19 protein-coding genes are annotated in these 21,811 nt (G+C 72.1%); 7 read left to right on the top strand and 12 right to left on the bottom strand.

The features are described 5' to 3' along the window. Together AOJ26_RS12145 and AOJ26_RS12150 are read right to left on the bottom strand one after the other, a co-directional pair. Positions 1 to 1,021, bottom strand: a 1,021-nt coding sequence (locus tag AOJ26_RS12145) for a glycoside hydrolase family 35 protein (protein WP_199828846.1), incomplete at its 3' end; no start/stop codon positions are given. A 29-nt stretch (positions 1,022 to 1,050) separates the two neighbouring features. After that, the gene (locus AOJ26_RS12150; RefSeq protein ID WP_053848263.1) at positions 1,051 to 2,226 is read right to left on the bottom strand and encodes an MFS transporter; all 1,176 of its coding nucleotides are present in this window, start codon (positions 2,224 to 2,226) and stop codon (positions 1,051 to 1,053) included. A 131-nt stretch (positions 2,227 to 2,357) separates the two neighbouring features. Here AOJ26_RS12150 and AOJ26_RS12155 point away from each other — a divergent pair, with 131 nt between their 5' ends. From AOJ26_RS12155 to AOJ26_RS12165, 3 genes are all read left to right on the top strand, one after another. Further along, positions 2,358 to 3,011, top strand: coding sequence for a helix-turn-helix transcriptional regulator (locus AOJ26_RS12155; RefSeq protein WP_053848264.1), 654 nt, complete (start codon positions 2,358 to 2,360; stop codon positions 3,009 to 3,011). Continuing rightward, complete coding sequence (locus tag AOJ26_RS12160; RefSeq protein ID WP_053848265.1) at positions 3,008 to 3,985, top strand: threo-3-hydroxy-L-aspartate ammonia-lyase; 978 nt, start codon at positions 3,008 to 3,010, stop codon at positions 3,983 to 3,985. Before AOJ26_RS12155 ends, AOJ26_RS12160 begins: the two co-directional genes overlap by 4 nt. 148 nt (positions 3,986 to 4,133) lie before the next feature. Then, entirely contained in the window at positions 4,134 to 4,493 is a 360-nt protein-coding gene (locus AOJ26_RS12165; RefSeq protein ID WP_053848266.1) for a cupin domain-containing protein, read from the top strand. A 27-nt stretch (positions 4,494 to 4,520) separates the two neighbouring features. Here AOJ26_RS12165 and AOJ26_RS12170 read toward each other — a convergent pair whose 3' ends face one another. Then, positions 4,521 to 5,495 (bottom strand): NAD(P)-dependent alcohol dehydrogenase, encoded by a 975-nt coding sequence (locus tag AOJ26_RS12170; RefSeq protein WP_053848267.1) that lies wholly within the window; start codon positions 5,493 to 5,495, stop codon positions 4,521 to 4,523. A gap of 123 nt (positions 5,496 to 5,618) precedes the next feature. Here AOJ26_RS12170 and AOJ26_RS12175 point away from each other — a divergent pair, with 123 nt between their 5' ends. Beyond that, the gene (locus AOJ26_RS12175; protein WP_053848268.1) at positions 5,619 to 6,320 is read left to right on the top strand and encodes an SDR family oxidoreductase; all 702 of its coding nucleotides are present in this window, start codon (positions 5,619 to 5,621) and stop codon (positions 6,318 to 6,320) included. 36 nt (positions 6,321 to 6,356) lie between these two features. Here the strand turns inward: AOJ26_RS12175 and AOJ26_RS12180 are convergent, their stop codons facing one another. The 4 genes from AOJ26_RS12180 to AOJ26_RS12195 form a co-directional block, all read right to left on the bottom strand. Then, complete coding sequence (locus AOJ26_RS12180; protein WP_053848269.1) at positions 6,357 to 7,703, bottom strand: vWA domain-containing protein; 1,347 nt, start codon at positions 7,701 to 7,703, stop codon at positions 6,357 to 6,359. Next, on the bottom strand, positions 7,700 to 8,557 hold the full coding sequence (locus AOJ26_RS12185; protein ID WP_053848305.1) for an AAA family ATPase: 858 nt from the start codon (positions 8,555 to 8,557) through the stop codon (positions 7,700 to 7,702). The genes AOJ26_RS12180 and AOJ26_RS12185 overlap by 4 nt, the downstream gene beginning before the upstream one ends. A 167-nt stretch (positions 8,558 to 8,724) precedes the next feature. After that, positions 8,725 to 10,035 carry an ABC transporter permease gene (locus tag AOJ26_RS12190; RefSeq protein ID WP_053848270.1) on the bottom strand — a complete coding sequence of 437 codons (1,311 nt, stop codon included), beginning with the start codon at positions 10,033 to 10,035 and terminating at the stop codon, positions 8,725 to 8,727. 3 nt (positions 10,036 to 10,038) lie between these two features. Continuing rightward, entirely contained in the window at positions 10,039 to 10,824 is a 786-nt protein-coding gene (locus tag AOJ26_RS12195) for an ABC transporter ATP-binding protein (protein WP_053848271.1), read from the bottom strand. 155 nt (positions 10,825 to 10,979) lie between these two features. Between AOJ26_RS12195 and AOJ26_RS12200 the strand changes: the two genes are divergently transcribed. The 3 genes from AOJ26_RS12200 (at position 10,980) to AOJ26_RS12210 (ending at position 15,383) form a co-directional block, all read left to right on the top strand. Next, positions 10,980 to 11,624, top strand: a complete 645-nt coding sequence (locus AOJ26_RS12200) for a hypothetical protein (protein ID WP_143663556.1) — start codon at positions 10,980 to 10,982, stop codon at positions 11,622 to 11,624. A gap of 45 nt (positions 11,625 to 11,669) precedes the next feature. Further along, complete coding sequence (locus tag AOJ26_RS12205) at positions 11,670 to 12,269, top strand: hypothetical protein (RefSeq protein WP_053848273.1); 600 nt, start codon at positions 11,670 to 11,672, stop codon at positions 12,267 to 12,269. 144 nt (positions 12,270 to 12,413) lie between these two features. Then, positions 12,414 to 15,383 carry an alpha-L-rhamnosidase gene (locus AOJ26_RS12210; RefSeq protein WP_053848274.1) on the top strand — a complete coding sequence of 990 codons (2,970 nt, stop codon included), beginning with the start codon at positions 12,414 to 12,416 and terminating at the stop codon, positions 15,381 to 15,383. On the opposite strand, the gene AOJ26_RS12215 is transcribed toward AOJ26_RS12210, so the two are convergent. The 5 genes from AOJ26_RS12215 to AOJ26_RS12235 form a co-directional block, all read right to left on the bottom strand. Then, a complete protein-coding gene (locus tag AOJ26_RS12215) occupies positions 15,356 to 16,012 on the bottom strand; it encodes a LutC/YkgG family protein (protein ID WP_053848275.1) in 657 nt (218 codons plus the stop codon). The two genes, AOJ26_RS12210 and AOJ26_RS12215, sit on opposite strands and share 28 nt — an antisense overlap. After that, on the bottom strand, positions 16,009 to 17,487 hold the full coding sequence (locus AOJ26_RS12220; protein WP_053848276.1) for a LutB/LldF family L-lactate oxidation iron-sulfur protein: 1,479 nt from the start codon (positions 17,485 to 17,487) through the stop codon (positions 16,009 to 16,011). The genes AOJ26_RS12215 and AOJ26_RS12220 overlap by 4 nt, the downstream gene beginning before the upstream one ends. Next, entirely contained in the window at positions 17,484 to 18,239 is a 756-nt protein-coding gene (locus AOJ26_RS12225; protein WP_053848277.1) for a (Fe-S)-binding protein, read from the bottom strand. The genes AOJ26_RS12220 and AOJ26_RS12225 overlap by 4 nt, the downstream gene beginning before the upstream one ends. Positions 18,240 to 18,310: 71 nt before the next feature. Further along, positions 18,311 to 19,747, bottom strand: a complete 1,437-nt coding sequence (locus AOJ26_RS12230; protein ID WP_053848278.1) for a rhamnulokinase — start codon at positions 19,745 to 19,747, stop codon at positions 18,311 to 18,313. After that, a complete protein-coding gene (locus AOJ26_RS12235) occupies positions 19,744 to 21,783 on the bottom strand; it encodes a bifunctional rhamnulose-1-phosphate aldolase/short-chain dehydrogenase (protein ID WP_053848279.1) in 2,040 nt (679 codons plus the stop codon). Before AOJ26_RS12235 ends, AOJ26_RS12230 begins: the two co-directional genes overlap by 4 nt. Positions 21,784 to 21,811: the final 28 nt, after the last annotated feature.

The following is a 21,811-nucleotide window of genomic DNA, read 5'->3' on the forward strand; positions in this document are numbered from 1 at the left end:
AAGAGACAGGGGCGGGCGGGGGGACCGGCTCGTCGGGCAGGGCCGTATGGCGGGCGATCACCTCGCGGAACGCGTGGTACTTGGGGCCGGGGTCGCCGCTCTCGGTGAGCGGGGCGTCGTAGTCGTAGGACGTGACGGTGGGCTCGTAGGCGTGCTTGTGGTTGGCGCCGTTGGTGAAGCCGAAGTTGGTGCCGCCGTGGAACATGTAGATGTTGACCGAGGCGCCGGCGGACAGCAGGCGGTCCAGGTCGGCGGCGGCGTCGGCGGCGGACCGTACGTGGTGCGGGCCGCCCCAGTGGTCGAACCAGCCGACCCAGAACTCCGCGCACATCAGCGGGCCTTCAGGCTGATGGGCGCGCAGGGCGGCCAGGTTCTCCTCGACCCGGCCGCCGAAGGTGACCGTGGCGAGCGTCCCCGGGAGGGAGCCGGCCGCCAGGTGCTCGGTGTCGGCCTGGTCGCAGGTGTACAGCAACTCCTCGACACCGCGGTCACGCAGGGCCTGGTGGACGTGCTTGAGGTACGCGGTGTCGTCGCCGTACGCCCCGTACTCGTTCTCCACCTGCACGGCGATCACCGGACCGCCGTGCGCGGCCGTGAACGGCCGGAGCGCGGGCAGGAGTCGGTCGAGGTAGCCGTCGAACGCCGCCGTGAAGCGGGGGTCGCTGCTGCGGGGCCGGATGCCGGGGTCCGCGAGCAGCCAGGAGGGCAGACCGCCGTCGTCCCACTCGGCGCAGATGAACGGCCCCGGCCGCAACAGGACGTGCAGACCCTCGTCCTGGGCGAGCCGCAGCCAGCGGGGCAGGTCGAGGAAGCCGTCCAGGACGAGCCGGCCAGGCTCGGGCTCGTGGAGGTTCCACGGCAGGTACGTCTCCACCGTGTTCAGGCCCATCAGCCGGGCTTTGCGGAGCCGGTCGGCCCACTGGTCGGGATGGACACGGAAGTAGTGCACGGCGCCGGAGACGATCCGGAACGGCTCGCCGTGCAGGAGGAAACCGTCCGAGGACGTCGTCAGAGCGGGCATGCGGGGCATCCCTTCGATGCGGCGGGAGTTCAATGGGTTCGGGTGCTGCGGACGAGCCAGAGGGTCGCGGCCAGGCACACCGCCGAGACACCGCTCAGCAGGAGCGGGACCGCCCTGATCCCGGACCACTCGATGGCCTTGCCCAGCGCGGGTCCCGCCGCCACACCGCCGGTCATCGAGGCGGCGATGACCAGGGCACCGGCCCGTCGGGCGCCGGGGGCGGCCCGGTGCAGCCAGGGCAGACCGGTGGGGAAGACCGGCGCGATGAACAGACCGACACCCGCGTACGCGTAGGGCGCCAACTCCGCTACGGACGCCAGGAGCAGACAGACCGTCATGCCCGCGCAGGACACGGTGATGATGGTCTGCGCCGAGAACCGCAGGGCGATCGGGGCGACCAGGAAGCGGCCCACGGTCATCATCAGCCAGTAGACGGAGGTGGCGGTCGCGGCCACCCCGGCGCCGTGTCCGACGGTCTCCAGATGGGTGGGCTCCCAGCCTCCGACGCCCGCTTCGATGCCCACGTGCAGGACGTAGAGCGCGACGAACACGCAGAGCACGGAGGCCAGGCTGCGGCCGAGGACGCCCGGCGGGCCGGAGCTGTCGGGAGCCGGGCCGGACAGCTGCGGCGCCCGGTCCCGTACACCCTTCAGGCACAGCAGCAGGGGCAGAACGGCCGGCGCGAAGCCGAGGAAGACCGCCGGGTAGTGCCCGGCGCCCACCGCGCCGATCAGTGCCGGACCGAGGATCGCGCCGATGCCGAAATGCGCGTTGAGGATGTTCAGCATCGCGGCGGAACGGTGCCCGAAGCCGACCGCGAAGAGCTGGTTCAGGCCGTAGTCGATGCCTCCGAAGCCGAGACCGGCGAGCAGCGCGGCGGCCAGGGTGGCCGGCCAGTTCGGCGCGAGCGCGAAACCCGCCGCGCCGAGCGCCATCAGCAGGTACGAGGCGCCCAGGAGCCGCCGGTTGCCGATCCGGCCGAAGCACCGGTCGAACAGGAGGACACCGGCCACCCCGCCCACGAAGTGGGCGCTCAGCCCCAGTCCGGCCCCGGAGGGAGAGAGGCCGAACTCCTCGCGGAACGCGGGGATCGCCGGGCCGTACAGCGCCTGGAGCGCGCCGATCAGTACGAAGCCCGCGCAGGAGGCGACCACTGCGACCGGGCTGAAGACCGGAGTGCGCGCGGGCGCCGATGTCGAGGACATGGTGGAATGTTACCGGTAACATCCGAGCCGTCAAGATCTGCGGACATCCCTCGAAAGAGGCAGGATGCTGGACTGGTGGTCCAGGGTTTGGATTGTTAGTCTAGAAGGACTGGTGGAGGCGGGAGGGTGTGATGGAGGCCGAGCGGGACGCGGTCATCGGCGCGCTCAGGACGGTCGTCGACGGGATCGCGGCGACCTTCGGGCCGGTGTGCGAGGCGGTGCTGCACGACTACCGGAGACCGGAGAGCTCGGTGGTGGCCATCGCCGGCTCGGTGACCGGGCGCACGGTGGGCGGGGCGATGAGCGAGATCGGCCTGCGCATGGTGGCCCGGGGCGACGAGGCGGCCGACGAGCTGAACTACGTCACCCGGACCGGCACCGGCAAGCTCGTCAAGTCGTCGACGATGCTGCTGAGGGACTCCTCGGGCGCGGTCTTCGGAGCGCTGTGCGTCAATGTCGACGTCACCGCGGCGAGCGAGGTCCATGCCCTGCTGGGAGCCCTGGCCGGGATCGGAGCCGCCCCCGAGGAACCGCCCGTCACCACCTTCGGCGACGACATCGACTCCGTCGTCGACGTCATGCTCGACGCGCACCGGCACCAGTCGTGGGCGCTGCTCGACCGCGCCGGACGCCTGGACCTGTTCCGCAGCCTGGACGAGCGGGGCGTGTTCGCGGTCCGGCGGGTGATCGAGCAGGTGGCCGGACGGCTCGGCATCTCCCGCGCCTCCGCCTACAGCTATCTGTCCCAGTCCCGGAAACAGGCGAACACCGGAGGCCCCTCGTGACGACCACCATCCCACCGGTCACCCTGGACGACGTCCGGGACGCGGCCGCCCGGCTCCAGGGCGTCGCGCACCGCACACCCGTGCTGCGCTCACGGACCCTCGACGCCCTGGTCGGTGCCGAGGTCCTCCTCAAGTGCGAGAACCTCCAGCGGGTCGGTGCCTTCAAGTTCCGCGGCGCCTACAACGCCGCCTCCCGGCTCACCCCCGAGCAGTTGGCCCGGGGCATCGCGGCCTACTCCTCGGGGAACCACGCCCAGGCCGTCGCCCTGGCGGCCCGCGAGCTCGGCACCACCGCGGTGATCGTCATGCCCGAGGACGCCCCGGCCTCCAAGCGGGCGGCCACCGAGGGCTACGGCGCCGAGATCGTGACGTACGACCGCTACACCGGTGACCGCGAGGCCATCGCTCAGGCCCTGGCCGCCGAGCGGGGCCTGGCGCTCATCCCGCCGTACGAACACCCGCACGTCATGGCGGGTCAGGGCACCGCCGCCCTCGAACTCCTTGAGGAGACAGGGGAGTTGGGTGCGTTGCTCGCGCCGGTCGGCGGCGGCGGGCTGATGGCGGGGAGCGCGACCGCCGCCAAGGGCCTGTACCCGGGCATCCGTATGGTCGGCGTGGAACCCGAGGCCGGCGACGACACCAAGCGGTCCCTGGAGGCGGGGCGGCGCGTCAGCGTCCCGGTGCCGAGGACCATCGCCGACGGACAGGCCCTGCACACGCCCGGCGAGCTGACCTTCTCGGTGAACCGGCGGCTGGTCGACGAGGTCGTGCTGGTCTCCGACGACGAGATCCGCGCGGCCATGCGCTTCGCCTTCGAGCGGCTCAAGACCGTCGTCGAGCCGAGCGGTGCGACCCCGCTGGCCGCCCTGCTCAGCGGCCGGGTGAGCGGCCTCCCGGACCGGGTCGGGGTGATCGTCTCCGGTGGCAATGTCGACGCGGACCGTTTCGCGCGGCTCTGCGCGGGCGGCGACTGACCGGGCGCCCGTCACTCGAATGGCAGGCCCGACTGGACAGGCGGACGATGGAGTGATGGGGCCGCGCCCCCGCCGGTGCCGCCCAGGCAGGGCGGGAGACGGAGGCGGCCCCGGCCGTACCGCAACACGGCCGGAAGGGAGAGCCGTCATGTTTGAGGTGAAGACGCTCGACAAGCCGGACGAGCGTCGTGATTTTCCGCGGGGCCACCTCGAAGCGGTCCACATGAGCGGGCTGGACTTCGCCGTGGGCACCTTCGAGCCGGGCTGGCGCTGGTCGGAGTCCGTGGGGCCCATCGCGGGCACCAGGAGCTGCGAGGTCCACCACAACGGCTATGTGGTCCAGGGCCGCATGCACGTCGTCACGGACGAGGGCGGCGAGGGCGAAGTGGGCCCCGGCGACGTCTTCGTGCTGGCGCCCGGACACGACGCCTGGGTCGTCGGCGACGAGCAGTGCGTTCTCTACGACTTCGCGGGTGGCATGGCGAAGGACTACGCGAAGGGCGACTGAGGCACACCCGCCCCGTGCCGTCGGCTCTCACACCGTGACGACGATCTTCGCGCGCGCGTGCTCCACCTCCAGATGGCGGACCGCCTCGGCCGCCTCGCTCAGCGGGTAGGTCCGCTCGACGGCCGGGGCGATCCTGCCCGCCTCGGCGAGTTCGCGCAGGGCCGCGAGGTTCTCCTTGCACGCCTTCGCCGTGAGCCGGAGCAGCCGTTGCCGGACGAAGGGGGACAGGAGCGTTCCGCGCAGCGTGAGCCGCACCGGGCCGAGGACGCTGCCGCCTTCGTACACACCCCCGCCGGACAGCACGACCGTGCCGTCGGGGGTCGCCGCGCGCCGCAGGTCGCCCAGTGACCGGTTGCCCACCAGGTCCAGGACCACGTCGTGGCGGCGTCCGGCGCGGGTGAAGTCCTCTCGGGTGTAGTCGACGATCTGGTCCGCGCCGAGCGACCCGACGAGTTCGACGTTGCGGGCGCTGCACACGCCGGTCACCTCGGCGCCGTACGCCTTCGCGATCTGCACGGCGAACGTCCCCACGCCGCCCGACGCGCCGTTCACCAGGACGGACTGCCCGGCCCGCACACCGGCCACGTCCCGCAGTCCGACGAGCGCGGTGTTCGCGGCCAGCGGCATCGCGGCCGCCTGCCCGAAGGAGAGGCCGGCGGGCTTGAGGTCCGTCCGGCTGTCCTTGGCGCACACGAACTCGGCGAAGGTCCCGTCCGCCTCGCCGTACACCTCGTCACCGGGGCGCAGGCCCGTGACCTCGGCGCCGACCGCCTCGACACGGCCCGCGAAGTCCCGGCCCCGGATCCGCACCTTCGGTGCGCGCAGTCCGAACGACAGCCGGGCGATCTTCGGGTCGCCGCGGAGGTAGTGCCAGTCGTAGGCGTTGACCGAGGCCGCGTGCACCCGCACGAGCACCTCGTCGGCGGCCGGCACGGGCTGTTCGACCTCGCGCAGCTCCAGTGTGTCCGCCGAACCGTACCGGTCCTGGACGACTGCCTTCATGGGACCCCCTCCGTCGCTTCAGGAGCGTAGGGAAGAGGCCTCGCCTTGCCATCGGAAACCGATCGGTTTACTCTGCTGGGCGTAGGTAAACCAATCGGTTTCTCAACGTTCCTGGAGACTCCCATGACCACCATCGAAGGCTCCGTCGCCCTGGTCACCGGCGGCAGCCGCGGCATCGGCCGGGCCCTGGTGACCGCCCTGTACGAGCGCGGCGCGAAGAAGGTGTACGCCACCGCCCGGGACCCGCGGACCGTGACCCACCCCGACGCGGTGCCGCTGGCCCTGGAGGTGAGCGACCCCGCCTCGGTGGCGGCCGCCGCCGAACAGGCCCAGGACGTCACCCTGCTGATCAACAACGCCGGAGCGTCCGTGAACGCGAACTTCCTGAACGCCCCCGTCGAGGACGTCCGCCGCGAGTTCGAGACCAACTTCTACGGCCCCCTCCTGGTGACCCGCGCCTTCGTCCCGGTCATCGAACGCAACGGCGGCGGACACATCCTCAACGTCCACTCGGTGCTGTCCTGGCTCGGCGTCGCCGGCTCCTACAGCGCCTCCAAGGCCGCCCTGTGGTCGCAGACCAACTCCCTGCGCCTGGACCTGAAGCCGCGGGGCATCGAGGTCACCGGACTGCACGTCGGATACGTCGACACGGACATGGCCGCGAAGATCGACGCCCCGAAGGTCACTCCCGAGAGCGTGGCCGCGCAGGCCCTCGACGGCATCGAGGCCGGCGCCTTCGAGGTGCTCGCCGACGACCTGACCCGCCGGGTGAAGGCCGGACTCGCCGCGGATCTCGGCGCGCTGTACCCGCAGTTGGCGGCCTGAGTCACCTGCGGGGCCTCGCCTCGCCCGAGGCGGGGGTCAGATCGGCAGCAGGCGCCCCACCAGGGCGCTGAGCTGCCGGACATTGCGGCACTCGTGCATCTCCACCAGCTCGGCGTACGCGTACGCGGCCGAGTCGCCGGTGCCCCACTGCGCCCGCGCCTCCGGGTTCAACCAGTGGACGCGGCGCGCCCGTTCGGTGATCTCGCGGACGGCGGGCAGGTTCGGGTCGCTCATGTTGGTCCGGGCGTCGCCGAGGACGAACACGGTGGTGCGCGGGCTCAGCGCGTCCCCGTACAGCGACGCGAACTCGCCCAGCGCCACACCGTAGTCGCTGCTGCCGTGCCACCCCGTGAGCGTGGCCTCGGCCCGGATGCGGGCGCCGAGCCCCTCCGGGTCGGCCGCACCGTGCCGCAGGAGCGGGGTGACCTCGTCGAGGCGGTTGACGAAGGCGAACACCCGCACCTTGCTGAACTGGTCGTGCAGCGCCTGCACCAGCAGCATCGTGAAGTCCGAGAACCCCGACACCGAGCCCGACACATCGCACAGCAGCACCAGTTCGGGCCGGGCCGGCCGGCGCCTGCGCAGCACCGGCTTCATCGGCACCCCGCCCGTCGACAGCGAACCGCGCAGGGTACGCCGCAGATCGATGCTGCCCCGCGCGGCACGACGGCGGCGGGCCGCGAGCCGGGTGGCGAGCTTGCGGGCCAACGGCTGCACCGTGCGCCGCAGTTCGGCCAGCCGGTCCTTCCCGGCGAACAGGAAGTCCACCCGGTCGGTCGTCGGGGCCACCGCCCGCCGCGCGATCTCGTCCCGGTCCCGGCGCTCCGCGACCCGCCGCCGGGCCTCGGCCGCCACCAACACCCGGAACGCCTCGATGCGCCGCCGGATCTCGTCCTCCAGGAGCCGGTCCGTGAACCCCGACATGCCCTGCCGCCCCCGCACGTCGTCCCGGACGCGCGCGAGCAGCGTCTGCGGCCGCAGCCGGTCGAGCGTCTGGTACGACGACCAGCCGTCCGAGGAGGGGGAGCTGCCGTACCCGCCGAACCCGTCGACGGCCTCCGCCGCGAGGCGGGCCAGCAGCGTCTCGTCGTTCGCGGCCAGGGCCCCGGCGAGGCGCTCACGCAGGTCCTCCCGGTCCGCGGGGCCGGTACGGGGCCCGCCGACGCCCCGCGGGAAGTACAGGTCGAAGACCGGGTCGAACACCGGCCGTTGGGCACTGCTGTGCAGCAGGGTCGCCGCCAGCCCCTCCCGCAGCAGCTCGCGGTCGGCCAGTCCGAGGGCCTCGACCGCCTGCGCCGCGTCCACGGTCTCGCCCGTCCCGATCCGTACGCCGTGCGCGCGCAGGGCGCCGACCAGGGAGGTGAGCCGCTCGGCGGTGCTCACACCGCGTCCAGGTCGAGCTTGGCCCCGGCCTTGAGGATGTCGTCCTGGTGCTTGAGCAGCACACCGAGGCTGTCCCGTACGACCGTCTCGTCGAGGTGGTCCGCACCGAGCGCGAGCAGCGTGCGCGCCCAGTCGACGGTCTCCGCGACCGAGGGCACCTTGCGCAGGTCCATGGCCCTGAGCGCCCCCACGACCCGCACCACGGACTTCGCGAGCGTCTCGTCGAGGCCCGGCACCTTCAGCCGTACGATCCGCCGCTCCAGCTCCTCCTCGGGAAACCCGATGTGCAGGAACAGACAGCGACGGCGCAGCGCCTCGGAGAGTTCGCGGCTCGCGTTGGACGTGAGGACGACGAAGGGCCGGCGGGACGCGGTGATCGTGCCCAGCTCGGGGACCGTGACCTGGAAGTCGCTGAGCACTTCCAGAAGCAGGCCCTCGACCTCGACGTCCGCCTTGTCGGTCTCGTCGATCAGCAGCACCTTGGGCTCGTCGCCGCGGATCGCGGTCAGCAGGGGCCGGGAGAGCAGGAACTCCTCGCTGAAGATGTCCGTGCGGGCCTCGTCCCAGGTCTCGTCCCGGCCGGCGCTGATGCGCAGGAGCTGCTTGGCGTGGTTCCACTCGTACAGCGCCCGGGACTCGTCGACGCCCTCGTAGCACTGGAGCCGGACCAGCCGCGCCCCGGCGACTTCGGCCACCGCCTTGGCCAGCTCCGTCTTGCCGACCCCGGCGGGCCCCTCCACCAGCAGCGGCTTGCCGAGCCGGTCGGCGAGGAAGACGGTCGTGGCGACCGCGGGCGAGGCGAGGTAGCCGGACTCGGCGAGGCGTGCGGAGACGTCGTCGACGGATGTGAACAGCAACGGGGCCTCCCGGGCGGCGCGAACTCGTTCCGCCAACTATCTAAGCGCTTGTTCACCGCTTCTGTCACGTGGTGCGGGAGCGCACGGCGACGGGCGCCGCCGAAGCGACGCCCTCGCCTGCCATGCTCCGCACGCCGCCGCGGCGCCCCTGCCGGTCACGCCCCTCACGCCGCCGCTCCCACCGCCTGCACCGCCGGAGTGCGCAGCACCCGGTGGGCCGTCGCCAGGCTCGTCCCGATCGTCGCGGCCGCCGCGATCGCCACCACCGCCCACCAGATCCCGAGACCCTGATGCGGCAGCACCGAGTCGGTGCGGACCACCGTGAACGGGATGATCCCGGCCAGCGCCGCCACCGTGCCGAAGAACAGCCCGACCGCCGTGAGGATCAGCCCCTCCGCGCCCACCGTGCCCAGCACCTGCCCCGGGCTCGCCCCGGCCAGCCGCTGCTGGCCGAACTCCCGGACGCGGTAAGCGGTCGCCGCGTACAGCGAGTTGACCAGCATCACGCACACGAACACCACGATGATGCCGACGACCGTGAGGTTCAGCGTCTCCAGGTTCTTCGCGTCGACCGTCTTGACCGCGCCCGACGCCCTCATGGCGTCGCTCTCGACACCCTGCATGTACAGCGTGGCGACGGACACCGCCGTGAACAGGATCAGCGACACCAGGATCCCGGAGAGGTCGTCGAGCCGCCGGCGCAGGTTCCGCACGGCCAGCCAGCCGCTGGCACCGGTCAGCGGCAACCGGTCCAGGACGCCCTTCAGCAGCCGCGGGGCGAGCAGCGCGCACCCCACCGAGAGCAGGATCGCCCCGTACGCGGGCGTCGCCATGAGTGCCTCGTCCGTCGCGGAGAAGGCGAAGGTGGAGGTCACCGACAGCGCCCCGGTGCCGAGCGCCGCGTACGCGAGGAACGTGCGCCCCCGGCCCTGGCGCCGACGCCCGCGCGTGGCCCGTCGTACGGCGAGGAAGGCGGCGCCCGCCGCCGCGACCAGCGTGATGTCGACGCCCGACAGCAGCGCGACCGGACCGAAGGAGTGGTCGACGTCCTCCGCGACCTGCCCGCTGTCGCGGAAGACGTCCAGCAGCGCCCGCCCGCCGAGCATCGCCGGACCGATCGCCAGGACGGCACCGGTCAGGGCGACCGCCACGGACTCGCCCACGACCATCCGCCTGATCTGGCCCGGTGTCGCCCCCGAGCAGCGCAGCAGCTCCAACTCACCGGTCCGCTGGCGGACGTTGACCGTCAGGGTCGACGCCACGGCGAAGAACACCAGGAGGGTGCCGTAGCCGCCGACGACACTCGCGGACAGCGTCAGGGTGTCCGAGCTCACCCGGTCGACCCCCGGCCGGCCCGCCGTGTCGTAGAGCGAGTTGAACGTCATGATGACGCCCGCGCCCAGGAAGGAGGCCAGCAGCGTCGCGAGAAAGCGTCCGGGCCGGTGCCGTATCGACCGCATCGCCAGCATGAACATCGCTCACACCCCCGTCGTCACGTCGTCGCCCAGGTGCGCGAGGCGCTCGGCCACCGCGTCCGGTGTCGGCGCGTCCATCCGGCCGACGAGCCGGCCGTCCGCGAGGAACAGCACCGAGTCGGCCCAGGAGGCGGCGACCGGGTCGTGGGTCACCATCACCACGGTCCGGCCGTGCACCCGTACCGCCTCCTGGAGCAGCCGCAGCACGTCCCGCGCGCTGCGGGTGTCCAGGGCGCCGGTCGGCTCGTCCGCGAAGATCACCCGAGGGTCCGCGACCAGCGCGCGGGCGATCGCCACCCGCTGCCGCTGCCCGCCGGAGAGCTGGTCGGGGCGGTGGCCGAGCCGGTCGCCGAGACCGACGGCCGTGAGGACCTCCGTCACCCGCCTTCGGTCGACCTTCCGGCCGGCGAGCTTCAGCGGCAGGACGGTGTTCTGGGCGACCGTCAGCGTCTCCAGCAGGTTGTACTGCTGGAACACGAACCCCACCCGCCCGCGCCGGAACCGCGTCAGCTCGGCCTCGCCGCCGCCGGTCAGCTCCGTGCCGTCCACCCGCACGATCCCGCTGTCCGGCCGGTCGAGACCGGCCGCGCACTGAAGCAGCGTGGACTTGCCGGACCCCGACGGCCCCATCACCGCGGTGAAGGTGCTCCGGTCCAGGCTCAGCGTGACCCCGTCCAGGGCGGTCACGGCACCGTCGCCCGTGCCGTAGGTCCGGGTGACCTTCACCAGCCGCAGCGCCTCGGCGGCGGGCCCCGCGTCCTGCGGGCGTCGTGAACGTGTGCGCACCATCGTCGTCCCCCTTCGTCCGGCACGCCGTGTGCCTCGCTGAAGACGCTAGGGAGAGACGGGCCCGGGCACATGGGGCGCAGAACCCGTCTTGCGGGGTGTACTCAGTGACACCCCCCGGCGGACACGGCAGGGCGGATACGGCAGGGTTGCTCGTCATGACCGACGGAATAGCCTGGCTCGCCGAACCGCAGTCCATCGCCCGGGGCGGCTACAGCGTGGTGATCGCACCCGACCTCGAGTCGGAATCACTGGCGAGGCGCATCGCCGAGACCGCGCACCGGCCCTGCCGCCCCCGCCCGATCGGCGAACTCACCGGCCGCCAGGTGCAGGACCTGCTGGAGGGCCTGTACGGAGACGTCCTGGACGGCATCGCGCTGCGCCACGGCGAGCTCGACGAGTGGTCGTACGTCGTCAAGTACGGCGGCTGGCAGGGCGAGTTCGGCACCGGAAGCCGGCCGGTCGACCGCGGCGGACTGCACGTCTACCACCTGGAGTACGAGGAGGAGAACGGCAAACCGGTGCCCCCGCACTTCGCCTACCGCCACGACGAGAACCTGATGTGCGCCTTCAACCTGCACCTGGACGGCAGTTGGGGTCACGGCAGTCCCGAGGGCGACCCCGAGGTGACCGCCGCCGTCCAGGAAAGGCTCACCGCCGCCGGACTGCCCGACGACGACCTGGAACACCGTGCCGTGCACCGGGCCTGCCTGGAGGTGGTCCAACGGCACTTCGGCCTCACCCTGCCCCGCGAGCGGATCCTGGAGGACACCCTGCCCACGCTCTTGCTGACCGGCCCCTGACGGGACGCGGCGGCGTTGTCAGTGGGGCGCTGTAGCTTTCGGCGCATGGGGATCTACCTGGTGAGCGTGGGCGCGCGGGAGTGGTTCGACGCGGACGAGGACGAGGGTGGCCGGGGTGCCCTCGCCGCGGCCCTGGGTGAGGAGTTGAGCCGACGGGGCCTGCCGCCGTTCACGTCCGTGCCGGAGGAGCCGGAGCGGGTCGTGCGCGGGGCCGGGCTCTCGTTCGAGGAGAAGCTGGTGCCGCCCATGGACGGGTTCGCGGCACTGTGCCAGGCGCACCTGTCGCGGGAGGAGTACGAACTGCTCTGCGGCTGGTCGCTCCTGGTGCCCTTCGCGCTCGACGACGAGATCTGGCTGCCAGTGGAGAACTCCTACGCCGACACGACGATGGTTGCCGGCGCCCCGCAGGTGCTGGCCCTCGCCGAACGGCTCGCGCGGGCCGTCGGCCTGCCGGTGGACGAGATACCCGGGACCTGCGACAACCTCGACCTGACCGTGTGGTTCCTGGACGGGCCGGTGAAGGACGTCGCGGCCGCCCGGCCGGGGCCGTGGGCCGAGGACCTCGACGCCGCGTTCTACGTGGCCCTGTACCTGCGCGCCGCCCAGCACTGTCTGCGGCGCGGCTGCCCGATCGTCTACAGCTGACGCGACCGCAGCGAAGAGGAGCCGTCAGGGTTTTGAACGGTTCAACGCGCGACGCGGACAGTGGACACCCGGTGCATTCGCCAGTAACTTCAACCGCCGAACGGGCTGAATCGATACAACCCGAGCCGCCGAAGGGACCACGGCATGACCGACGGAGTCCACCGCACCGCCGTCGAGGGCCTCACCGTGGAACACCGCACCGATCCCCTCGGCGTGGACGCGGCCCGCCCGCGGTTCGGCTGGCGCACCGCGTCCCGGGTCCGCGGCCGGCGTCAGACGGCGTACCGCGTCCTGGTGGCGTCCGACCCCGGCCTCCTGGCCGACGGCCGCGCGGACGTCTGGGACAGCGGCCGCACCGGCTCGGCGGACTCGGTGGCCGTGCCCTACGGGGGACCCGGACTGCACCCCTCGACCCGCTACCACTGGACGGTCCAGGTCTGGGACGAGCACGGCCGCAGGCTCCCCGACGCCCCGGCGGCCCGTTTCGAGACGGGTCTGCTCAGCACCGACGGGGTGACCGGCTGGGACGGCGCGCGGTGGATCTGCATGGCGGGCAAGGCGCCGAACAGCGCGGGCGCACCGCTCCTGCGACGGCAGACGGCCCTGAAGGCCGGCCGGGTGCGCGAGGCCCGGCTCTACGTCTCCGCGCTCGGCGTGTACGACGCCTACGTCAACGGCAGCCGGGTCGGCGTGCCCCAGGACGGCGGCACCACGTACGAACTCCTCACCCCGGGCTGGACCAACTACGACACCACCGTCCACTACTTCACGTACGACGTGACGGACCTGCTGGAGGGTCAGCCCCAGGTCACCCTCGCCGCCGTCCTCGGCAACGGCTGGTACAACGGCCGTGTCTCCGAGAACAGCGTCTACCGCTCCGGGGCGGGCAACCGCCTCGCCCTCAAGGCCAAGCTCCTCATCCGCTACGAGGACGGCTCGACCCAGACCGTCGTCACCACCCCTGGCGACGACTGGAGGGCCACGGACACCGGCCCCTACCGCGCCGACGACCTCTACGACGGCCAGACCTACGACGCCCGCCGCGAACTGCCCGGCTGGACCGCGAACGGCTTCGACGCCTCCGCCTGGTCCACCACCGAGGAGCACGACTTCACCACCCGGTTCCCCGACTCCCGACTGGTCGCCCACCCCGGCGAGTCGGCCCGGCTGATGCCCCGGTGGGACCACGGGCCGCGGTCGATCACGGTGTACACCGGTGGCGGCGATTTCGTCGCCGACCCGGCCCGCACGGTCACCGACCCCGCCGAAGCCGCCACCGCCCCCCTCACCCTGCACCCCGGCGACACCGCCGTGCTCGACCTCGGCCAGAACCTGGTCGGTGTCCTCCGCTACACCCTCCGCGGCCCGTCCGGCGCCCAAGTCGCCTTCCAGCCGGGGGAGATGCTCAACGACACCAGCCCGGGCGCGGACGGCCCCGAAGGGTCCGTCTACCGGGCCAACCTCCGCACCGCCAAGGCCACCAGCACGTACATCCTCAAAGGCGACCCGCAGGGCGAGACCCATCAGGACTCGCTGACCTTCTACGGCTTCCGCTACGTCTCCGTCACCGCTTCGGAGACCGTCACCCTCACCGGACTGACCGGCAGGGTCGCCACCTCCGCCCTCCACGACATCGGCCACGTCACCACCGACGACCCCGACATCAACCGGCTGATCTCCAACGTCCGTTGGGGCCAGCGCGGCAACTACCTCTGGGTCCCAACCGACTGCCCGCAGCGCGACGAACGCTGCGGCTGGACCGGCGACACCCAGGTCTTCGCCCGGACGGGCCTCTACAACACTGACGCGGTCGCCTTCCTGAGCCACTTCCAGGACGTCCTGATCGACTCCCAGCGCACCTACGGCGCGGACGGCGCCCAGTTCCCGTGGATCGCCCCCGGCGCCCGCTACAACGAGCCGGTCCCGGCGAGCGGTTGGGCGGACTGCGGGGTCGTCCTGCCCTGGACCGTGTGGCAGATGAGCGGGGACACCACCATCGTCGACCGCAGCTGGGACGCGATGACCGCCTACATGGACTGGATCCGCGCACACACCGGCGACACCGGTGCCGGACAGGGCGCGGTCTTCGGCGACTGGCTGGCTCCCCAGGTCACCAGCACCCAGCTCGTCAGCGACGCCTGCTACGCCTACAGCGCCCGGCTCATGGCGGACATGGCCCACGCCACCGGCCGCAGCGCCGAGGCCCGCGCCTACGAGGAGCTGTTCGCCCGCATCAAACGGGTGTTCATCGGCAAGTACCTCGGCACCGAGAACGGCCGGCTCACCGTGCGGTCCAGCCTCGGCTCCCCACCGCCGTGGACCCCGGGGGGCAGCCCCACCCGGACCGAGGACGACAGCCAGACCGCTCTGCTCTGGGTCCTCAAACTCGGCCTGTACGACACCGAGGCCCAGCGGCGCGCGATCGTCGGCCTGCTCGTCGAGAACATCGGCAACTCCACCGCCTACAAGGCCGCCCACCCCGACAGCACCCGTGTCGGGTACGCCGAGAACACCCTCTCCGTCGGCTTCCTCGGGGTGAACGTCCTGGCCCCCGTCCTCACCGAGGAAGGCCAGGTGGAGCTGGCCTACGAGGTGCTGCACCAGGACGCCATGCCGTCCTGGCTGTACTCGGTGAAGAACGGCGCGACCACGATCTGGGAGCGCTGGAACTCGTACTCGAAGGAGGACGGCTTCGGGCCGGTCGAGATGAACTCCTTCAACCACTACGCCTACGGCGCGATCATGGAGTGGATGTACGAGAGCATGGCCGGCATCGCTGGGGATCCGGCCCACCCGGGCTTCAGGCACTTCTTCCTGCGGCCCCACCTCGACCCGACCGGCAGGATCACCCGGGTCACCGGCTCGCACCGGTCGCCGTACGGCGAGATCGTCAGCGCCTGGACGGTACGGGACAGCAGGTTCACGCACCGGGTCGCGGTCCCCGCCAACAGCACCGCGACCCTGTGCGTCCCTGCGGCCGACCCCGACTCCGTGCGCGAGGGCGGCACCCCCCTGGCACAGGCCGGGGGAGTGGCGTACCTGGGCTTCGAGGACGGTGTCGCCTCCTATGAACTCCCCTCGGGGTACTACGAGTTGACGTCCTCGCTCGGCTGAGATTCCACCAGTACCACCTCCAGGGTGCGCGGACCGTGCACCCCCTCGACCCGGTCCAGCTCGATGTCACTGGTCGCCGAAGGACCGGAGATCCAGGTCAACGGGCGTACCGGGTCGAGCCGTTCGAGGGCCTGCGGCACGGAGGAGACCACCTGGTCCGGGACGCGCACGACACAGATGTGGTGGTCCGGGACCAGGGTGATGCGGCGCCGGCCCTGGTCCGGGCCGCCGTCCAGCACGATGGTGCCGGTCTCGGCGACCGCCACCGCGCACGCCGTGACCACGCTGTCGACGCGGTCCAGTTCGTGCGGGGTGCTCTCGGCGCGGTCCGGGACCTGCTCGATGCCGGCGTCCGCGAGCCACGCCGGTTCGAGACCCGGCGGCACCAGGACGGTCTTAGCACCCCGTGCCGCCAGCATCCCGGCGAGCGTGGCGGGCAGGTCGGCCGTCGTGCAGCGGTGCACGATCGCCCGGTAGTCGGCGAGGTTCTCGGCCAGCAGCTCCACCGTCTCCTCGACGCTCCGGTCGCCGTGCTCCCGCAGATACGCGCGCTCGACCGGGACGCCCTCGCCCGGCGCGTCGGCCAGCGCGCGCCGCACCCGGCCCAGGATCCGCTCCCTGCTGCTCACTTGCCGCCCTCCTTGCCGCCGCCCGTGCGCTGCCACCAGTCGCGGAACGGTTCCGCGGGCACCGGCGGCAGGTTCCGCGTGTCGCTCCAGGCCCGGCCGGGCCCCGGGAGCGTGCGGGGATGCAGACGCCGGGTCCGTGAGGCCGCCCGCTGGCCGGTGCGCAGGACGCCCGGGTGGGCGAACGCCCAGCGGGCCGCCCGCATCGCCGCCCGTTCCGCCGCGTGCCCCTTGGCGGGCTTGAGCACCACCTTGTTGCCCTCGCGGACCACCGGCCCGCCCTCCACGACCCGCTCCCGCAGGTGCACCAGCACCTCGGGGATGTCGATGGCGACCGGGCACACCTCGTAGCAGGCCCCGCAGAGCGAGGAGGCGTACGGCAGCGAGGCGTCGATCTCACTGGCCGTGCCCCGCAGTTGGGGGCTGAGGATCGCACCGATCGGGCCGGGGTAGACCGAGCCGTAGGCGTGCCCGCCGGCCCGCTCGTACACCGGGCAGACGTTCAGGCAGGCCGAGCAGCGGATGCAGCGCAGGGCCTGGCGGCCGACCTCGTCGGCGAGGGTGTCGGAGCGGCCGTTGTCGAGCAGCACCAGATGGAAGTTCTGCGGGCCGTCCTCGTCCGTCGTACCCGTCCAGGTGGACGTGTACGGGTTCATGCGCTCGGCGGTCGAGGAGCGGGGCAGCGTCTGGAGGAAGACCTCCAGGTCCTGCCAGGTCGGCACGATCTTCTCGATGCCGACGACCGAGATCAGCGTCTCGGGCAGCGTCAGGCACATCCGGCCGTTGCCCTCGGACTCCACGACCACCAGGGTGCCGGTGTCGGCGACCATGAAGTTGGCGCCGGAGACGCCGACCTTGGCGCGCAGGAACTTCTCCCGCAGGTGCAGCCGGGCCGCCTCCGCCAGCTCGGCGGGCGTGTCGGTGAGGCCCTCGGGGGCCGGCCGGCCCCACTCGCCCATCTCGCGCTCGAAGATGTCCCGGATCTCGCCCCGGTTGCGGTGGATCGCCGGGACCAGGATGTGCGAGGGCCGGTCCTTGCCCAACTGCACGATCAGCTCGGCGAGATCGGTCTCGTAGGCCCGGATGCCCTCGGCCTCCAGGGCCTCGTTGAGCCCGATCTCCTGCGTGGCCATCGACTTGACCTTGACGACCTCCGACTCTCCGGTCATCTTGACGAGCCGGGTCACGATCTCGTTGGCCTCGTCCGCGTCGGCGGCCCAGTGGACGGTGCCGCCCGCCGCCACCACCGACTCCTCCAACTGCACGAGGTAGCGGTCGAGATGCCGCAGCGTGTGGTCCTTGATCCGCTTGCCCGCCTCGCGCAGCTCCGCCCAGTCGGAGACCTCGGACACGGCCTTCGCCCGCTTGGCGCGGATGGTGTGCGTCGCGTGGCGCAGATTGCCGCGCAGGGTCTGGTTGCTGACCGCCTCGTGCGCGGCCCGGGGAAAGGCCGGCATCCCCACGAACGTCCCGCTCATACGGCCGGTTCCTCCTCCGTGCTCGCCAGGATCTCCGCGATGTGCACCGGCCGCATGCCCGACTCCAGCCGGCCCATCGTGCCGCCGATGTGCATCAGACACGAGTTGTCGGCCGCGCACAGCACCTCGGCGCCCGTCGACTCGGCGTTGCGCACCTTGTCCGCACCCATCGCCGCCGAGACATCGGAGTTCTTCAGGGCGAAGGTGCCACCGAAGCCGCAGCACTCGTCAGCGCCCGGAAGCTCCTTCAGCTCAAGCCCCTTCACCGCCTGGAGCAGCCGCCGTGGCCGGTCTCCCAGCCCCAGACCGCGCAGCCCGTGACAGGTCGGGTGGTACGTCACCGTGTGCGGGTAGTACGCCCCGACGTCCGTCACCCCCAGCACATCCACCAGGAACTCCGTCAGCTCGTATGTCTTCGGCACCACGGGCGCCAGCGTCGCCGCCAGGCTCTCCCCGCGCCCCTCGGCCCGGGCCCGCTCACCCATCCGCGGATACAGCTCCCGCACCATCGCCCCGCAGGAGCCGGACGGCGTCACGATCGCCTCGTAGTCCCGGAAGACATCGGAGAAATGCCGGGCCAGCGGTTCCGCCTCATGCCGGTAACCGGTGTTGTAGTGCGCCTGCCCGCAACAGGTCTGGGACATCGGGAAATCGACGTCGACGCCCAGCCTGGTCAGCAGTTTCACCACAGCGCGCCCGGTGTCCGGATAGAGCGTGTCGTTGACACAGGTCAGGAACAGGGCGACACGCATCGCGGCTCCTTGTGGTCGGTCATCGGATGAGTGAAGCGTAGTCGGGGGCACAGGGGCGGGGGAGACCCCGGTCAGTCCCCGCCGAGCCGGGCCTGGGCCTCGCGCCAGCGCGCGGGGTCGCCCTGCGGCTCGTACCGGGTGAGCTGCTGGGTCCGGGTGAGGAGATCGCGCCCGCCCGCGAGGTCGCTCACGAGCCCGTGGGCCCGCGCCTGGACCAGGACGTTGCCGAGCGCCGCCGCCTCGGTCGGCCCCGCCACCACCGGCAGCCCGCAGGCGTCGGCGGTGAGCTGGCACAGCAGGGCATTGCGCGTCCCGCCCCCGACGACGTGCACGACGTCCACGGGGTGGTCGGCCAGCCGCTGCGCCTCCTCGACCGCCTTGCGGTGGGCGAGGGCCAGCGAGTCGAGGATGCAGCGCGTGATCTCGGCGGGCGAGACGGGCACCGGCTGCCCGGAGGCACGGCACGCCTCGGCGATCCGCTCCGGCATCCGGCCCGGCGCGAGGAACCTGGCGTCGCCCGCGTCCACCACCGACCGCAGCGCCGGCACCGCGGCCGCCTCCCGCAGCAGCTCACCCAGGTCCGGGTCGCCCCAGGCCCGTACGCACTCCTGGAGCAGCCACAGCCCCATGATGTTCCGCAGGTACCGGACGGTGCCGTCGAGGCCGAGCTCGTTGGTGAAGTTGGCGGCCCGGCTCTCCTCCGTCAGCACCGGCGCGTCCAGTTCGAGCCCCGCCAGGGACCAGGTGCCGGTGCAGATGTAGGCGAACCGCTCACCGGACGCGGGCACGGCGGCCACCGCGGAGGCGGTGTCGTGCGACCCGACGGCCGTCACCGGCACGGGCCCGGTGAGACCGGTCTCCTCCAGCACCTCGGGCCGCAGCAGACCGGCCGGGTCACCGGGCTGCCGCAGCGGCGCGAACAGCCCCAGGTCGATGCCCAGCCGCTCCGCGATGTCGTACGACCATCCGCGCGTCCGGGGATCGATGAGCTGGGTGGTCGAGGCGTTGGTCAGCTCGGTGCCCTGCTCGCCGGTCAGCCAGTAGGTGAGCAGGTCGGGGACGAGCAACAGCCGCTGCGCGCCGGTGAGCCGGTCGGCGACGAGCTGGTACAGGGTGTTGAAGGGCGCGTACTGGAGCCCGGTCGCCGCGTACAGCTCGGGCGCGGGCACGGTCGCCCACACCTTCTGCGCGACCCCCTCGGTACGGGAGTCCCGGTAGTGCACCGGGTTCCCGAGCAGCGCCCCGTCGGCGTCCAGCAGCCCGTAGTCCACGGCCCAGCTGTCGATGCCGACGGAGTCGACCTGGCCGGCAGCCCTCAGCCCGTCCAGGACACCGCCGTAGAGCGAGAGGATGTCCCAGCGCAGGCCCTCCGGCAGTCGCACGGGCCGGTTCGCGAACCGGTGGGCCTCGGTCAGCTCCAGGCTGTCGGGGCCGACGCGGCCGACCATGACACGTCCGCTGGACGCGCCGAGGTCGACCGCGGCGTACGACTTCACGGACCCGCTCATCGCAGGAAGGCGGCCGCGACGCCGGCGTCGACCGGGACGTGCAGCCCGGTGGTGTGCGTCAGCTCCCCGCCGGTCAGCGCGAACACGGCGTTGGCCACGTGCTCGGGGAGCACCTCGCGCTTGAGGATGGTCCGCTGGGCGTAGAACTCGCCCAGCTTCTCCTCCTCCACGCCGTACACGGCCGCGCGCTGGGCGCCCCAGCCGCCGGCGAAGATGCCGGACCCGCGCACCACGCCGTCCGGGTTGACGCCGTTGACGCGGATGCCGTGCTCGCCCAGCTCGGCGGCGAGCAGCCGCACCTGGTGGGCCTGGTCGGCCTTGGTGGCGGAGTAGGCGATGTTGTTGGGACCGGCGAACACGGCGTTCTTGGAGGCGATGTAGACGATGTCGCCGCCCAGCTTCTGCGCGATCATCACCCGGGCCGCCTCCCGGGACACCAGGAAGGAACCGCGCGCCATGATGTCGTGCTGGAGGTCCCAGTCCTTGGCGGAGGTCTCCAGGAGCGGCTTGGAGATGGAGATGCCGGCGTTGTTGACCACGAGGTCCACCCCGCCGAAGGCGAGCAGCGCGGCCCGGAACGACTCGGCGATCTGCGCTTCGTCCGTGACGTCCACGGTCACGGCGACGGCCTTGTCGGGCCCGCCGAGCTCCTCGGCGACCGCGGCCGCGTTCTCGGCGTTGAGGTCGGCGACGACGACACACGCCCCCTCGGCGACCAGCCGCTCGGCGATGGCCCTGCCGATACCGCTGCCCGCACCGGTGACCAGCGCGACCCGGGTGGCGAGCGGCTTGGGCTTCGGCATCCGCTGGAGCTTGGCCTCCTCAAGAGCCCAGTACTCGATGCGGAACTTCTCGGACTCCTCGATCGGTGCGTACGAGGAGACGGCCTCGGCGCCCCGCATCACGTTGATGGCGTTGACGTAGAACTCACCGGCGACCCGGGCGGTCTGCTTGTCCTTGCCGAAGGAGAACATGCCGACACCCGGGATCAGCACGATCGCCGGGTCGGCGCCGCGCATGGCGGGGGAGTCGGGCAGGGCGTGCCTCTGGTAGTAGGCGGCGTACTCCTCGCGGTACTCGGCGTGCAGTTCGCCGAGCCGCGCGACGGCCTCCTCCAGCGGAGCCGTCGGCGGCAGGTCCAGGACGAGGGGCCGCACCTTGGTGCGCAGGAAGTGGTCGGGGCAGGAGGTGCCGAGGGCGGCGAGGCGCGGGTGCTCGGCGCGGGCGAGGAACTCCAGCACCGGCTCGGAGTCGTTGAAGTGCCCGACCTGCGGCTTGTCCTGGGAGGCGATCGCGCGGACGTACGGCGCGAGAGCGGCGGCCCGCTCCTTCCGGTCGGCCTCGCCGAGCGGGCCGTACCCCTCGATGACGGGCCCGAAGGGTTCGGCCTTGCCGCGCTCCTCCAGGAACTTCTCGGCGGTCCGGATGATGTGCAGCGAGTTCTTCTCGCACTCCTCGGCACTCTCGCCCCAGGCGGTGATGCCGTGCCCGCCGAGGACGACCCCGATCGCCTGCGGGTTGGCCGCCTTGATGGCGGCGATGTCCAGCCCCAGCTGGAAGCCGGGCCGCCGCCACGGCACCCAGGCCACCGTGTCGCCGAAGCACTCCGCGGTCAGCTTCTCCCCGTCGGCGGCGCAGGCGAGCGCGATGCCGGAGTCCGGGTGCAGGTGGTCGACGTGCGCGGCCTCGACGAGCCCGTGCATGGCGGTGTCGATCGAGGGAGCCGCCCCGCCCTTGCCGTGCAGGCAGTAGTCGAACGCGGCGACCATCTCGTCCTCGCGGTCCACACCGGGGTACACGTCGACGAGCGCCCGCATCCTGTCCAGCCGCAGCACGGCGAGCCCGGCCTCGGTCAGCGTCCCGAGGTCACCACCGGACCCCTTGACCCACATCAGCTCGACATCACCCCCGGTCACGGGATCGGTGTCGGTGCCCTTGGCGGAGGCGTTGCCCCCGGCGTAGTTGGTGTTACGGGGATCGGAGCCGAGCCGGCGGGAACGGGCGAGGAGGGCGGCGGCTTCGGGGTGGAGTGCCATGAACGTTCAGTCCTTACTGAAAAGAGGG

Source organism: Streptomyces sp. NRRL B-24085, assembly GCF_001282115.1.
Classification (GTDB): domain Bacteria; phylum Actinomycetota; class Actinomycetes; order Streptomycetales; family Streptomycetaceae; genus Streptomyces.

Excerpts from the sequence above, each read along its gene's own strand:
- AOJ26_RS12205 (WP_053848273.1), top strand. The coding sequence starts at position 11,670 with ATGGGGATCTACCTGGTGAGCGTGGGCGCGCGGGAGTGGTTCGACGCG.
- AOJ26_RS12175 (WP_053848268.1), top strand. The coding sequence starts at position 5,619 with ATGACCACCATCGAAGGCTCCGTCGCCCTGGTCACCGGCGGCAGCCGC.
- AOJ26_RS12195 (WP_053848271.1), bottom strand. The coding sequence starts at position 10,824 with ATGGTGCGCACACGTTCACGACGCCCGCAGGACGCGGGGCCCGCCGCC.
- AOJ26_RS12200 (WP_143663556.1), top strand. The coding sequence starts at position 10,980 with ATGACCGACGGAATAGCCTGGCTCGCCGAACCGCAGTCCATCGCCCGG.
- AOJ26_RS12170 (WP_053848267.1), bottom strand. The coding sequence starts at position 5,495 with ATGAAGGCAGTCGTCCAGGACCGGTACGGTTCGGCGGACACACTGGAG.
- AOJ26_RS12210 (WP_053848274.1), top strand. The coding sequence starts at position 12,414 with ATGACCGACGGAGTCCACCGCACCGCCGTCGAGGGCCTCACCGTGGAA.
- AOJ26_RS12150 (WP_053848263.1), bottom strand. The coding sequence starts at position 2,226 with ATGTCCTCGACATCGGCGCCCGCGCGCACTCCGGTCTTCAGCCCGGTC.
- AOJ26_RS12165 (WP_053848266.1), top strand. The coding sequence starts at position 4,134 with ATGTTTGAGGTGAAGACGCTCGACAAGCCGGACGAGCGTCGTGATTTT.
- AOJ26_RS12235 (WP_053848279.1), bottom strand. The coding sequence starts at position 21,783 with ATGGCACTCCACCCCGAAGCCGCCGCCCTCCTCGCCCGTTCCCGCCGG.
- AOJ26_RS12225 (WP_053848277.1), bottom strand. The coding sequence starts at position 18,239 with ATGCGTGTCGCCCTGTTCCTGACCTGTGTCAACGACACGCTCTATCCG.
- AOJ26_RS12155 (WP_053848264.1), top strand. The coding sequence starts at position 2,358 with ATGGAGGCCGAGCGGGACGCGGTCATCGGCGCGCTCAGGACGGTCGTC.
- AOJ26_RS12190 (WP_053848270.1), bottom strand. The coding sequence starts at position 10,035 with ATGTTCATGCTGGCGATGCGGTCGATACGGCACCGGCCCGGACGCTTT.
- AOJ26_RS12230 (WP_053848278.1), bottom strand. The coding sequence starts at position 19,747 with ATGAGCGGGTCCGTGAAGTCGTACGCCGCGGTCGACCTCGGCGCGTCC.
- AOJ26_RS12220 (WP_053848276.1), bottom strand. The coding sequence starts at position 17,487 with ATGAGCGGGACGTTCGTGGGGATGCCGGCCTTTCCCCGGGCCGCGCAC.